12 protein-coding genes are annotated in these 14,015 nt (G+C 41.4%); 10 read left to right on the forward strand and 2 right to left on the reverse strand.

The window, feature by feature from the left end:
- Positions 1–260 precede the first annotated feature (260 nt).
- The 6 genes from E0H94_RS07320 to E0H94_RS07345 all read left to right on the forward strand — a co-directional run bounded on the left by E0H94_RS07320 (position 261) and on the right by E0H94_RS07345 (position 5,020).
- The gene (locus E0H94_RS07320; protein WP_131325790.1) at positions 261–548 is read left to right on the forward strand and encodes a hypothetical protein; all 288 of its coding nucleotides are present in this window, start codon (positions 261–263) and stop codon (positions 546–548) included.
- A 267-nt stretch (positions 549–815) separates the two neighbouring features.
- The gene (locus E0H94_RS07325) at positions 816–1,709 is read left to right on the forward strand and encodes a LysR family transcriptional regulator (protein ID WP_131325791.1); all 894 of its coding nucleotides are present in this window, start codon (positions 816–818) and stop codon (positions 1,707–1,709) included.
- A gap of 210 nt (positions 1,710–1,919) precedes the next feature.
- The gene (locus E0H94_RS07330; RefSeq protein WP_131325792.1) at positions 1,920–2,621 is read left to right on the forward strand and encodes a CoA transferase subunit A; all 702 of its coding nucleotides are present in this window, start codon (positions 1,920–1,922) and stop codon (positions 2,619–2,621) included.
- Between the two features lie 2 nt (positions 2,622–2,623).
- Complete coding sequence (locus tag E0H94_RS07335) at positions 2,624–3,280, forward strand: CoA transferase subunit B (RefSeq protein WP_131325793.1); 657 nt, start codon at positions 2,624–2,626, stop codon at positions 3,278–3,280.
- An 83-nt stretch (positions 3,281–3,363) separates the two neighbouring features.
- On the forward strand, positions 3,364–4,545 hold the full coding sequence (locus E0H94_RS07340; RefSeq protein ID WP_131325794.1) for a thiolase family protein: 1,182 nt from the start codon (positions 3,364–3,366) through the stop codon (positions 4,543–4,545).
- Positions 4,546–4,630: 85 nt separating this feature from the next.
- Positions 4,631–5,020: a carboxymuconolactone decarboxylase family protein gene (locus E0H94_RS07345; RefSeq protein ID WP_016167377.1), complete on the forward strand. Its 390-nt coding sequence runs from the start codon at positions 4,631–4,633 to the stop codon at positions 5,018–5,020.
- Positions 5,021–5,074: 54 nt separating this feature from the next.
- On the opposite strand, the gene E0H94_RS18900 is transcribed toward E0H94_RS07345, so the two are convergent.
- Positions 5,075–5,200: a KGW motif small protein gene (locus E0H94_RS18900; RefSeq protein WP_264757548.1), complete on the reverse strand. Its 126-nt coding sequence runs from the start codon at positions 5,198–5,200 to the stop codon at positions 5,075–5,077.
- 197 nt (positions 5,201–5,397) lie between these two features.
- Between E0H94_RS18900 and E0H94_RS07350 the strand changes: the two genes are divergently transcribed.
- Entirely contained in the window at positions 5,398–6,273 is an 876-nt protein-coding gene (locus tag E0H94_RS07350) for an alpha/beta hydrolase (protein WP_131325795.1), read from the forward strand.
- Between the two features lie 88 nt (positions 6,274–6,361).
- Here the strand turns inward: E0H94_RS07350 and purL are convergent, their stop codons facing one another.
- Positions 6,362–10,195 (reverse strand): phosphoribosylformylglycinamidine synthase, encoded by a 3,834-nt coding sequence (gene purL, locus E0H94_RS07355; RefSeq protein ID WP_131325796.1) that lies wholly within the window; start codon positions 10,193–10,195, stop codon positions 6,362–6,364.
- Positions 10,196–10,608: 413 nt separating this feature from the next.
- On the opposite strand from purL, the gene E0H94_RS07360 reads away from it, so the two are divergent.
- The 3 genes from E0H94_RS07360 to ruvB all read left to right on the forward strand — a co-directional run bounded on the left by E0H94_RS07360 (position 10,609) and on the right by ruvB (position 13,942).
- Positions 10,609–11,946, forward strand: coding sequence for a deoxyguanosinetriphosphate triphosphohydrolase (locus E0H94_RS07360; RefSeq protein WP_016167372.1), 1,338 nt, complete (start codon positions 10,609–10,611; stop codon positions 11,944–11,946).
- 112 nt (positions 11,947–12,058) lie between these two features.
- Positions 12,059–12,661 (forward strand): Holliday junction branch migration protein RuvA, encoded by a 603-nt coding sequence (ruvA, locus tag E0H94_RS07365; protein WP_131263802.1) that lies wholly within the window; start codon positions 12,059–12,061, stop codon positions 12,659–12,661.
- A 273-nt stretch (positions 12,662–12,934) separates the two neighbouring features.
- Entirely contained in the window at positions 12,935–13,942 is a 1,008-nt protein-coding gene (gene ruvB, locus E0H94_RS07370) for a Holliday junction branch migration DNA helicase RuvB (RefSeq protein ID WP_131325797.1), read from the forward strand.
- The last annotated feature ends 73 nt before the right edge of the window (positions 13,943–14,015 follow it).

Here is a 14,015-nt window from a genome sequence, read left to right on the forward strand (position 1 = left end):
TACAGGGCAAGCATAATGACAAGATTTAAACCGTGCACACACTTATTAAGATAAGGATACTTGGATAATTTAAGCCAATTCAAACGATTTGATCCCATTTGAACGAGAATCAATCGGTCTGTGTCGATAAGTTAAATCGCCCCTGAAACTTAAAGACCTTCAAATGCTAGACTCAGATATGATCCGAAGAATTCCAGCTCAAAATGTCATTTATCCCAGTCCTATAAGTTTGCGCATAAGAATCTTTACAGGAGGTTGATATGGATTTTCTGACAAATTTATTGGTCGCTAAGCCTCTTTCCATCTTCGGGATTGCCTGCATCTTTTTGATTGGCTATTTAATCATACGTAATTTTAGCCACCAACATAGCGCGAAATATTTAGGACTGACCGCAATTTTATGGCTGCTTTATGCGCTCTGGGAATTTTTAGTTCAGCTCAAATCACCAGACGCTAATATCCGTATTGATTTACTGATTATTTGGCCCGTTATTTTTATGCTCACTTTCGTTTCCACGCTCTTACTGTTTTTTAAAAGTGAAAAATAAGTGAACCCTCAGAAATACGTCTACCCTCCAAAAAGAACCAGCCGTTAAATTGACTGCATTGGATGAGTATCACTTGAGGCATCAGAATAAGCCAACAATTCAGATCATGGAATCATTGGCTTAAGCAGGATTGGGGTTAGAATAAAATAAAGTATAAATAAATCTAATCATCTGTAACTTCATTGTTTTTTTGCATTTCATGTGAAAAAGGCTCAAAATCAAACCAGACCTCATATTTCACTCAGCCCGTGTGGTACGCATCTAGTTATGACTTTAAAACAACTAAAAGCCTTCTTAGCCCTCGCCCGCAGTTTGAACTATGCCAATGCATCAAATGAACTTCATCTCAGTCAATCTGCATTAAGTCTCACCATTAAAACCTTAGAAGAAGAACTGGGTGGAAAATTATTTAAGCGCAACACACGCCGAGTAGAATTAACCTTTGAGGGAAAATCCCTAATTCCTTATGCCAGAAAACTATTGGCAAATTGGGAGGATATGGAAAAAGATGTCAAACAACGTTTTAAATTACAACGTGGGACACTCAATATTGCCTCTATGCCTTTTGTCACACACGCGATCATGCCAAACGTGATTCAAAACTTCTTGGGCTTACACCCGAATATTAATTTTTCCATTCATGACATTACCAATGAGAAAATTATTGAAAATGTGCTCGATGGTATTTTTGAACTCGGTATATGTTTCGAACCACAACAGATCGACACCTTAGAATTCCTGCCCTTGTTTAATGAGGATTTTCTTGCGTTATTACCCAAAGCACATCCTTTAGCGCATACAACTTCAATCACATGGAAAGATCTCTGCGCCAATCCTTTCGTGACCTTGCAACAACCTTCGATTGTGCGCCATCTGATTGAAGAAAATTGCAAAAAAAATAATATTCAATTGGACTTAAAACTGGAATGCCACCAGATCAGTTCCCTATCCAGTTTCGTGGCACTCGGGATTGGAGTCAGTGTCATTCCACGTCATTTTCAGCAATTTATCGATACTGAAAAAAATGTGTTAATTGAATTACAAGATCAGGATCTAATTAAACCTGTTGGAATTATTTATAAAAAGAATTTTGAAATTTCTAACATCACAGCACAATTTATTGAAACGCTTAAACAATACAATTACAAAAATCACATATAAATTAATAGATTACAATTATTTTCTCTTCCCGCCTCGCCCCGTTATCTGACTTAATTACAGAGTTCAGCCATTTCTTATGCTGAATTTTGTCTATTTTCCACCCCATTATTGAGTTTTTCTGATTAACTGTTTGAAAATTTCAACTTCATTATATGCCTGAGCAATGCTAATAATGAGTTCAATATAACTAAGGGATTTAGAGAAGTTGATATGGATAAGCTCTATTCAAATGCAACACTTGCTTTGCAAGATGTCGTGCAAAATGGACAAACAATTGCAGTTGGTGGTTTTGGCTTATGCGGTATTCCAGAAGCCTTGATTGAAGCACTCAAACAAACTGGGGTAAATGGCCTCACCTGTATTTCAAACAATGCAGGTGTCGATGATTTTGGTTTAGGCAGACTACTACAAACTAAACAAATTAAAAAAATGATTTCATCTTATGTCGGTGAAAATAAAGAATTTGAACGTCAATATTTGAATGGCGAACTCGAAGTTGAACTTACCCCACAGGGTACACTGGCTGAAAAATTACGCGCTGGCGGTGCAGGTATTCCTGCTTTCTTTACCCAAACAGGTGTCGGCACGCTGATTGCCGAAGGTAAAGAACACCGTGAGTTTGACGGCAAACCGTATATTCTCGAAAACTCATTAACAGCAGATGTGGCTTTAGTCAAAGCCTACAAAGCAGATAAAGCAGGTAATTTGATCTTCCGTAAAACCGCACGTAATTTTAATCCTGAATGTGCAATGGCAGGTAAATTTACCGTGGTTGAAGTAGAACATGTGGTTGAAATTGGTGAACTCGATCCCGATGACATCCATTTACCCGGTATCTATGTCAACCGAATTATTTTGAATGCCACCCCAGAAAAACGTATTGAACAACTCACCATTAAGCAGGAGGCTTAATCATGGCTTGGACACGTAATGAAATGGCTGCACGTGCTGCACTAGAACTCGAAGATGGATTTTATGTCAATCTTGGTATTGGTTTGCCGACGCTAGTCGCCAACTATATTCCAGAAAATATCAATGTCTGGTTACAGTCTGAAAATGGTTTATTGGGTATTGGAGAATTTCCTACGGAAGAAACAGTTGATGCCGACCTGATTAATGCAGGTAAGCAGACCGTCACTGCGCGTAAAGGCGCAGCATTTTTCTCAAGTTCAGAATCTTTTGCCATGATCCGTGGTGGTCATGTCAACATTGCGATTTTAGGTGCTATGGAAGTGTCTGAAACTGGTGATCTTGCCAACTGGATGATTCCGGGTAAGAAAGTCAAAGGCATGGGCGGTGCAATGGACTTGGTTGCAGGTGTACAAAAAGTCGTTGTGCTGATGGAACATTGTGCCAAAGATGGTAGTCCGAAGATTGTGGAACAATGTGCCCTACCACTGACGGGTCAAGGTGTGGTTAATCGTATCATCAGTGATTTGGGCGTAATGGATATCACGCCTGAAGGCGTGAAACTGATTGAGCTGGCGAAAGATGTCAGCTTAGAACAAATTCAAGCGGTCACTGGTGTACAATTGATTGCCGATAACATTCAAGAAACGGTAAGCGCATAAATCAGATTTATTCAAGCAGCTTCGGCTGCTTTAATTTTGATTCAACAAGAACGGAACACAGATATAAATACACGGAGATCAATATGAATAAAGACATCGTCATTGTTGCCGGTAGCCGTACCGCAATGGGAAGCTTTCAAGGTGCATTATCGAGTCTTTCAGCACCAGAACTTGGCGCAGCCGTTATTCAAGAGACTTTAAACCGCGCAAACGTCGCTGCTCAGGATATTGATGAAGTCATTATGGGTTGTGTTCTGCCTGCGGGTTTAAAACAAGCTCCTGCTCGCCAAGCCATGCGTCTTGCAGGTGTTCCTGATCATGTGGGTGCGACCACCATCAATAAAATTTGTGGTTCCGGCATGAAAGCCGTGATGCAGGCTGCGGATGCCATTTGTGCAGGCAATGCTGAAATTGTCATGGCAGGTGGCATGGAATCCATGAGTAATGCACCCTACCTCTTGCCAAAAGCACGTTCAGGTTACCGTATGGGTCATGGTGAAGTGAAAGATCATATGTTCCAAGAAGGTCTAGAAGATGCAGAAACTGGACTTTCAATGGGGGTTCTGGCACAAAAAATGGCCGATAAAAAAGGCTACACTCGCGAGCAACAAGACGAGTTTGCAATTCGCTCACTCACTCGTGCGCAAGCTGCTATTCAAAATGGTTTTTTACAAGCTGAAATAGCCCCGATTACTGTATCGAGCCGTAAAGGTGACATGGTTGTGGCACAGGATGAAAATCCGTTTCATGCCAATATTGATAAAATTCCAAACCTACGTCCTGCCTTTGCCAAAGATGGCACCATTACCGCTGCCAATTCAAGCTCTATTTCAGATGGTGCATCTGCCATGTTGGTTATGTCTGCAGAGCAAGCTAAGGTCCGTGGTTTAACACCTTTGGCACATATTCGTGCTACGGCAACCAACTCACAGCATCCTTCAGAATTTACCATTGCACCCGTCGCTGCGATTGAGAAAGTCCTGAAAAAAGCAGGCTGGTCTGTAGAAGACGTCGACTTATGGGAGATCAATGAAGCTTTTGCCATGGTAACGATGGCAGCTATTGATGCTTTCAATCTTGACCCAGAAAAAGTCAATGTTAACGGTGGCGCATGCGCATTGGGTCATCCATTGGGTTCTTCAGGTTCCCGCATTATTTTGACTCTTATCTATGCCTTAAAACGCTTGGGTAAAAGCAAAGGTGTAGCTACGTTATGTATTGGCGGTGGTGAAGCGACCGCAATTGCCGTTGAACTTATCGCTTAACTGTCAAGTTTCGGAAAAATCATACAGATCAAAGTGATAAGAGGTTAAACTTTTATCACTTTTTTAATGAAGAAGAGTGACACAAATGTCTCAGCAAGATTATGAAAATGGATTAAAAGTACGCACCGAAGTGATGGGGGAAAGTTTTGTCAAACGTGCCCAAGACAATACTGTCCCTTTTACTCAACCGTTACAAGATTGGATTAATGAGCATGCTTGGGGTTCGACTTGGCAACGTGAAGGTGTGTTACCTCGTAAATATCGTTCGCTGATTACCCTTGCCTTTTTAACTGCACTCAAAAGTCCCACTGAACTGAAAGGACATGTTCGTGGCGCACTCAACAATGGTGCGACAGTTGAAGAAATTCAGGAAGTGTTACTACATAGCTTGCCCTATTGTGGCGCGCCCGCGACACAAGAAGCCTTCCGTGCAGCATTAGAAGTCATTACCGAATATCAAAATAACAACTCATAATCTACCAACGATTTAGAGCCATATGTTATGGCTCTAAAAGTCTTATTTTAAACATTACAGGTTTTGTGTAATGGCATAACCAAGTATCAGGCTCAATTGCAGCCCCACCACAACAGCGAACCACTTCCAACCCTTTTGCTTTAGCACAATCTTATTCGGATAAGTTACTGTTTTTATCATTCTCTATCTCCAATACAGTTTTATTGCTAAAAAGAAAGATACATATATTTCGATTACTTATTAAGCAAATTTTACACCAACTTTTTAGATCCTGACTCGATTAAAATTATTCAATGGTTATTCTTATTCTGTTTTAAAGTCACACAACCACATCTACAGCAATGTTAAAATAAACCAGAAAAAAAATTGGAATAACAATGAAACGTATAGCTCCAGCCACTTTCTGTCTGTTCGTATTTCTAAATACACAAACAACCTATGCCAATTTCTTTCAAAATCTTGAAATTTTTCGACCCAAAAATACAATTCACAATATTTCTTATGGATCAGATACATTACAAAAATTAGATGTCTATCTCCCGAAGTCCACTCACTCAAACCTAAAAAATCAAAAACTTGTACCCATTTTATTGATTGTACATGGTGGGGCGTGGAGTATTGGTGATAAAGCTCATCAAGGTTTGATTCAACATAAAGCGACCTATTGGAATCAGCAAGGTTGGGTGGTCATTTCGGTGAATTATCGCTTAGTCCCTAAAGTCACAGTGCAGCAGCAAACTCAAGATATTGCCGATGCCTTGAATTTCGTACAGAAGAATGCCTCTAATTGGCAGGCAGATACTCGAAACATCGTGATTATGGGACATTCAGCAGGTGCACATTTAGTCACCTTACTATCTACTCACCCAGAATGGATTTCAAATTTTCCAAAGCCATGGAAAGCAACGATTGCCTTAGATAGTGCTGCCTATGACTTAGAAGCCATCATGTCGAATCAACATGCGCAATTTTATGATCGTGTTTTTGGATCTTCTAAAGAGAACTGGCGTTTAGTTTCACCCAAAGTTCAGTTAAAACATTCGCTGCCTGCTTTTCTGGCGGTCTGCTCTACCATTCGCCCTGATCAACCTTGTATACAAGCCCATTCATTTATTCAACAAGCCAAAGCTTTAAGCACGACCACAGCCTTCTTGCCTCTGCCCTTATCTCATGCCGAAATTAATCGGAACTTAGGGCAAAATAACGACTATACCCATCAAGTTGATCAATTTATGCAACAACAATTAAAATAAGTGGAATTAAGCCACCTAAATATAAAACTTCCGTTATTACATGTAATAAAAAAGCCACCCAAAGGTGGCTTTTTTAATGTGTTATAGATTAACCGATAAACTTACGTGCGTTACGGAACATACGTAACCATGCACCATCTTCAGTCCACTCTTCAGGTTTCCATGAATGCTGAATAGCACGGAAATTACGCTCTGGGTGCGGCATCATAATGGTTGCACGGCCATCTTTAGTGGTTACACCTGTAATCGCTTCTGGAGAACCGTTCGGGTTCAATGGATAGTGCTGAGTTGGGTTACCATGACTATCTACATAACGTAAAGTCACTTGGTTACCTGCATTTAAGGCAGCCAATTTTTCTGCACTTGCAACAACACGACCTTCACCATGTGCAACCGCAATCGGAAGAATCGAACCTTCCATACCTTCAAGCAATACAGAATGTGATTTTTCAATACGGACGTTCACTGCACGTGCTTCAAATACTTCAGAAGTATTGCGGTGGAAACGAGGCCAAGCATCGGCACCAGGAATTAGCGGCGCAAGTTGAGAAATCATTTGACAACCGTTACACACACCTAAAGTGAAGGTTTCTTGACGGTTAAAGAATTTCTCAAATTGATCACGTAAGCGTGGGTTAAACAGCACTGATTTTGCCCAGCCACCGCCAGCACCCATGACATCTCCGTAAGAGAAACCACCACAAGCCACTAAACCTTCGAAGTCATTTAAATCCACTCGACCCGCAAGTAAATCACTCATATGGACATCGACGGTATTAAAGCCAACTTTGTCAAATGCAGCCGCCATTTCAGTTTGGCCATTTACGCCTTGTTCACGTAAAATCACCATGCTTGGGCGACGTAAATTAATAAACGGCGCTTCAACTGGCTCATTCAAATCAAAAGTAGGCTGTGCAATGATGCCCTGATGCGCGTTATCTGCAATTAAGGCAAACTCTTGATCAGCTGTTTCAGAGTTATCACGTAAACGTTGAATTTGATGAGATACTTCAGCCCAAGCTTGCTGTAAATCAACACGTGGCAAAGTCAAACCATTGATCGTTAACTGATCTGTTGTATTAACTGAACCCACAACTGAGATGGCATCTTTTAAGCTTGATGCTGCAACTTCATCTGCAAGAGTCGCCCAGTCAGAAGTACTAATTTGAAGCACTGCACCAATTTCTTCAGCGAATAAGCCTGCTGTAGATTGATTTTCTAGTGCTACACCTAAACGTGAAGCAAACATCATTTCCGCAACAGTTGCCAATAAACCACCATCACCAATGTCATGGTAAGCTTGAATTAAGCCACGGTTATTCCAGTCTTGTACCAAATCAAAGAAAGCTTTGAAATCCGCAAAACTATCGACATCTGGCGTTACTGAACCAATTGCTTTATAGACTTGCGCAAGGATCGAACCACCTAAACGGAATTGGCCTTTAGACAAATCAATACGAACCAATACAGAATCAGTATTTTTCAATTCAGGCGTTAAGGTTTTACGCACATCATTCACTGGTGCAAATGCGGTAATCACACCACTCATCGGAGAAGTTACAGCCTTGTCCTGACCTTCGTCATTCCAAGTGGTACGCATCGAAAGTGAGTCTTTACCAACAGGAATTGCAATCCCTAAAGCAGGGCACATTTCCATACCAATGGCTTTTACACCTTCAAACAAGGCTTGGTCTTCACCTTTTTGCCCTGCTGCTGCCATCCAGTTCGCAGACAACTTAATGTCGCTAATCTGTTCAATATTGGCACACATGATGTTTGAAATTGATTCCGCCACAGCTAAACGTGCTGATGCCGCAGGGTTTAACAATGCTACAGGTGGACGTTCACCCATTGCCATCGCTTCGCCTGTGTAACCTTGTAAGCTAGTGGTTGTGACTGCTGCATCTGCAACAGGTACTTGCCAACGACCTACCAACTGATCACGCGCAACCATACCGGTAATTGAGCGGTCACCAATGGTGATCAGGAATGATTTAGATGCAACTGTTGGATTTTTTAACACACGGAAAATCGCGTCTTTTAAATCAACTTGAGATGCATCAAAGTTATCACCTTTACGTTCAATCGTTTCGTATGAACGACTCATACGTGGTGTACCGCCAAGCATCACTTGCATTGGCATATCCACCGCTTTGTTCTCGAACAATGGATCGTTTACAGTCAATTGACGAGCTTCGGTCGCTTCACCCAATACTGCAAATGGACAGCGTTCACGCGCACAAATTGATTCAAACAAGGCTAAAGATTCTGGTTTGATCGCGAGTACATAACGTTCTTGCGCTTCGTTTGACCAAATCTCCATTGGAGACATACCCGATTCAAGCGAAGGAATCTTACGAAGGTCTAGAATCGCACCGAGTTCGTGATCATTGACTAACTCAGGCATGGCATTAGAAATACCACCCGCACCCACGTCATGTACAGACACGATTGGGTTTTCATTTTCCATACGCCAGCAAGTATCAATCACTTCTTGGCAACGGCGTTCCATTTCTGGATTTTCACGTTGTACCGAAGCAAAATCTAGGCTTTCACCCATGGTACCGCTATCTACAGATGATGCAGCACCACCACCTAGACCGATCAGCATCGCTGGTCCGCCTAAAACGATGAGTAAATCACCCGGTTGAATCGCATCTTTTTCAACATGGTCAGGACGGATATTACCGTAACCACCTGCAATCATAATTGGCTTGTGGAAACCTTTCACTTCGCCATTCACGTTCTGTTCAAAAGTACGGAAATAACCATTTAACGCAGGACGACCAAATTCGTTGTTAAACGCAGCACCACCTAATGGGCCTTCAATCATGATTTGAAGTGGCGATGCCATACGTGAAGGTTTGCCGTAGTTTTCTTCCCAAGGTTGTTCAAAACCAGGAATATTTAAGTTCGATACTGTAAAGCCTGTTAAGCCTGCTTTTGGCTTACCACCACGCCCTGTTGCACCTTCATCACGAATTTCACCACCTGAACCCGTTGCAGCACCTGCAAATGGTGCAATTGCTGTTGGGTGGTTATGCGTTTCCACTTTCATAAGGATGTGAGCAGCTTGGCTCTTATACTTATACGTATAGTGACCAGTGTCTTCATCTTTTTTCGGGTAGAAACGTTGTGTGTCATAACCCACAATTACTGATGCGTTGTCTTTATAAGCAGACAAAACATCCGTTGGTGATTCTTTATAGGTATTTTTAATCATTTGGAACAATGACAATGGTTGTACTTCACCATCAATCGTCCATTCAGAACCGAAAATCTTATGACGACAGTGCTCTGAGTTTGCTTGAGCAAACATCATCAATTCGATGTCATGCGGATTACGACCCAGCTTGTTAAAAGCAGCCGTTAAATAATCAATTTCTTCATCAGACAACGCAAAACCAAATTCCGAATTGGCTTGTACCAGTGCCTGTTTACCTTGACCTAAAATATCAATTGAATTTAAAGGCTTTGGTGCAGTTTCTTGAAATAATGCCACAGCATCATCAATACTGCTGAATACGCTCTCTGTCATACGGTCATGTAAAGCCAGCTTTACTTCATTCGATACTTCAGAAATACCTTTTAAAGTAAACAAAACACCGCGTTCAAGGCGGTGTATCGGGGTATTACAGTTGGCAAAAATATCCGTCGCTTTAGAAGACCACGGCGAAATTGTACCTACGCGAGGTGTCACCAAAATTTGGACATCATCATTCGATGCTTGGCGGACTTGAAAAACTTCGCCATCATTTAATAATTGTAAGGCAGATTGCTGTTGTTGCTCGCTGAGCGCTTGGTCAAACAGATAGACCCATTGGCTTTCTATTGATTGAACAGAACTAATTGACGATAGACGTGATAATAGTTGAGTTTTCTTAAAAGAAGAATGTGCTGGTGCACCGGCCACGATAAACATGCTGATTTTGGCTCCACGGGCAAGTCTTTTGAACTTTACCGCAATGTGACTTTGAAGAGAGTCACATATTCTACTGTGAAAAGGTCAAATCAGCTAGATGGCTAACCCTGATTATGTAACCTAATCCTGCAAGAATTTCATTTACAACCGCTTTATTACGCTTTTTTAGATAAAATGACATAAAAATAAATAACTAGACCGACTACTTAAGCTGAAATCGTGTGAATTTTTTCATAAAAAAAATTTATTATGGCCAAAAAATAATCAAAATTCCTTTTTCAATCCGCTACCTTTTCATTTAAACCACAACTCCTAATTTTTTACATTTCAACCGACAATTCATGTCGCACTGCTCTAGTGCAACCGAATATTTTTTGGCATGATTCAGACAATCCTTCTCTGAAACATAATACATGGAACAAATGCGTTGGTTAGAACTGCTTTCCACAGTTCGCATTGGCAGTAAAAAACAAAGTACAGAACAAGCTCGAAGCCCTTTTCATAAAGATTATGACCGTATTATTTTTTCGCAAAGTTTTAGACAACTCAATCGTAAAACCCAAGTCCATCCACTGACTCAACATGATGGTATTCATACCCGCCTAACCCATTCCTTAGAAGTGTCCTGCATTGGTCGCTCATTGGGTATGCTGGCCGCTGAGAAAATAAAAGACGAACTTCCTGTCTGGATTTCTCCTGCCGATGTTGGTGCTATTATTCAAGCAGCGTGTTTGGCACATGATATTGGCAATCCGCCTTTTGGACATGCAGGTGAATATGCCATTCGAGAGTGGTTTGATGATGCCTCACATGGTAATTTTTTGGCAAAACTCACTCCAGAAGAAGAAGCCGATGTGCGTCAATTTGAAGGTAATGCACAAGGTTTGCGCCTACTGACCAAGATTGACTATCATCCCAATGATGGTGGTATGCGTTTAACTTACGCGACTTTAGGTGCATATCTAAAGTATCCGTGGTTATCCAAAACCATTGCCGAACAAGGCAATACCCCAGCCAGCATGCGTGCTAAATTTGGTTGTTATCAGTCTGAAAAAGAAATATTGGGGCAAATTGCAGAGCAACTTGGACTCATTCAATTGGCAAAAGATCGTTATTGCCGTCATCCACTGACCTATTTATTAGAAGCCGCAGACGATATTTGCTATGCCCTAATTGATTTAGAAGATGGCATTATTCTAAATATGCTCAGCTATGAAGAAGTTGAACCTATCTTTCTCGATTTAATTGCAGACTATGGCAAGCCCTCAGAACTCTCGATGGATACAACTTGGCAGCAAAAAATTGCCGCATTGCGCGGTCGAGTCATGAAACGTTTAGTTGATGAGGTGACTACCGCCTTTGCCAAACATCATTATGAAATCCTGACTGGACAACTGAAAGGCAGCCTATTGCAATATTGTGCTGAAGATATTGAATTGGGGATCAACCGTGCTAAAGAACTGGCGCGCGATAAAATCTTTGAACACCCACAAAAAGCGGGATTAGAAATCATTGCCCATCAAAGTTTACAGAATATTTTAGATGCCTTTATTCCCCTCACTACACCGCACAAAACCTTAAGCTTTAAAGAACAACGCCTATTTACCATTTTGCAGCGTTCAGGTGCGCGTTTTGGCAACAATCATTATGAAAATATTATGCAAGTACTGGATATTATTTCAAAGTTTTCCGATCATCAGGCTTATAATCTTTCGCAAGAACTGCAAGGTAACAAGTCTGGTTTGATGTAACCCAAAGCAAAAATAAAAATGCTTTTCACATGACTTCTAAATCAGTGATGTTATACAAAACATCATTTTTCCACTGGCAACCGTATACACCTCAAATAGTGAAGTTTAAAAAATGATTGGATGTTTAATTGGCGAAGTGTTTGCCCTCGAAGCCCCAACAGTACTGTTAAATGTCAACGGCGTTGGCTATGAGATTGACACACCTTTATCAACATTTTGTCAATTACAAAAGGGACAAAAAGTCACTTTATGGACACATTTGGCAGTACGTGAAGATGCACAATTACTGTACGGATTTTTACATCAACAAGAAAAAATCATTTTCCGTACCCTTTTAAAAGTCAACGGCGTTGGTCCGAAAATGGCTTTGGGTATTCTTTCAACGCTAAGCGTAGACATGCTGATTCATACGGTTGAACATGAAGATATAAATACCTTGATCAAAGTCCCTGGTGTCGGTAAAAAGACGGCCGAACGCCTGATGATTGAATTACGTGATCGCTTTAAAGCCATGTCATCAGGTTCAGTACCAAGCAACTCCACCACTGAACAAATCCAATTTACAGGGAATTCTGCGGTTGCCGAAGCCGAAGCGGCTTTACAATCGTTAGGTTACAAACCTTTAGAAGCCCAGAAATTGGTGAATGCGGCGAAAGGCGATTTTACTGAAGCAAGCGACATTATCCGTGCTGCACTCAAGTCGATGAATAAATAAGTACTCAATTCAAAGTCGTATTTGATACGCGCGAACGTCATTCGCAACTGTTCGAGGCAGGAAACATATGCACAATAAAGTTTCTGCGATATAGTTGATTCGCATCATCATTCAACGAGTTTTGCGAATGACAATGGTTTTGCTTACTTTTGCCAAAACAAAAGTAAGGCGAACCGCAGGTTATTCCCTAAGCAAAAATATTATTGAAAAGACACCACCATGCTTACTGCATGTTTCTTGTTTTAAAAAATGTATTAATTTGAAGTCAAACCTATGCAAGACCGTCTCATCGGTGGTTCCGAAAAACCCGAAGATCATATTGATCGCGCCATCCGTCCAACCTCACTTGATGACTATATTGGTCAACCTGTGGTACGCGAACAAATGGAAATCTTTATTGGTGCCGCACGCGGTCGTGCAGAAGCACTTGACCATACCTTAATTTTTGGTCCACCTGGGTTGGGTAAAACCACACTGGCCAATATTATTGCGCGCGAAATGGGCGGAAACTTGAAATCGACTTCAGGACCTGTATTAGAACGTGCAGGTGATTTAGCCGCTATGCTGACCAATCTTGAAGAAGGTGATGTACTGTTTATTGATGAAATTCATCGTCTCTCACCAGTCATTGAAGAAATTTTGTACCCTGCAATGGAAGACTACCAACTCGATATCATGATTGGTGAAGGTCCTGCTGCACGCTCAATTAAATTGGATTTACCACCATTTACTCTTGTTGCAGCCACCACTCGTGCAGGTTTGCTCACATCCCCACTACGTGATCGTTTTGGGATTGTGCAACGTTTAGAGTTTTATTCGGTGAAAGATTTAACGCATATTGTGACGCGTTCTGCCAACTTAATGGATGTACCAATTACCCAAGAAGGCTCCGCAGAAATTGCGCGTCGCGCTCGTGGCACACCACGTATTGCCAATCGACTATTACGCCGAGTTCGTGACTATGCCCAAGTGAAAGGTACCGGCGAAGTGACGCAGGACATGGCACAACGTGCATTGGATATGCTCAATGTCGATAAAGATGGTTTAGACACCCTAGACCGCCGTTATTTAAGCATGCTGCTTGAGCGTTTTGATGGTGGTCCTGCAGGTGTGGAAGCTTTGGCGGCTGCCATGGCTGAAGACTCAGGCACTTTAGAAGATGTGATTGAACCGTATTTAATTCAACAAGGTTATGCCATGCGGACTGCGCGTGGTCGTATTGCCACCAATATGGCGTACTTGCAATTTGGGATGACGCCACCAGAACCGAAAGAAAAATAAATAAGAAAAAGGGAGAGATATTCTCCCTTTTCTTTTAAATCAAACTCGAAAATAGCGGTTAATTGAGCCGAAC

Source organism: Acinetobacter sp. ANC 4173, assembly GCF_004331255.1.
In the GTDB taxonomy this organism is placed as follows: Bacteria; Pseudomonadota; Gammaproteobacteria; order Pseudomonadales; family Moraxellaceae; genus Acinetobacter.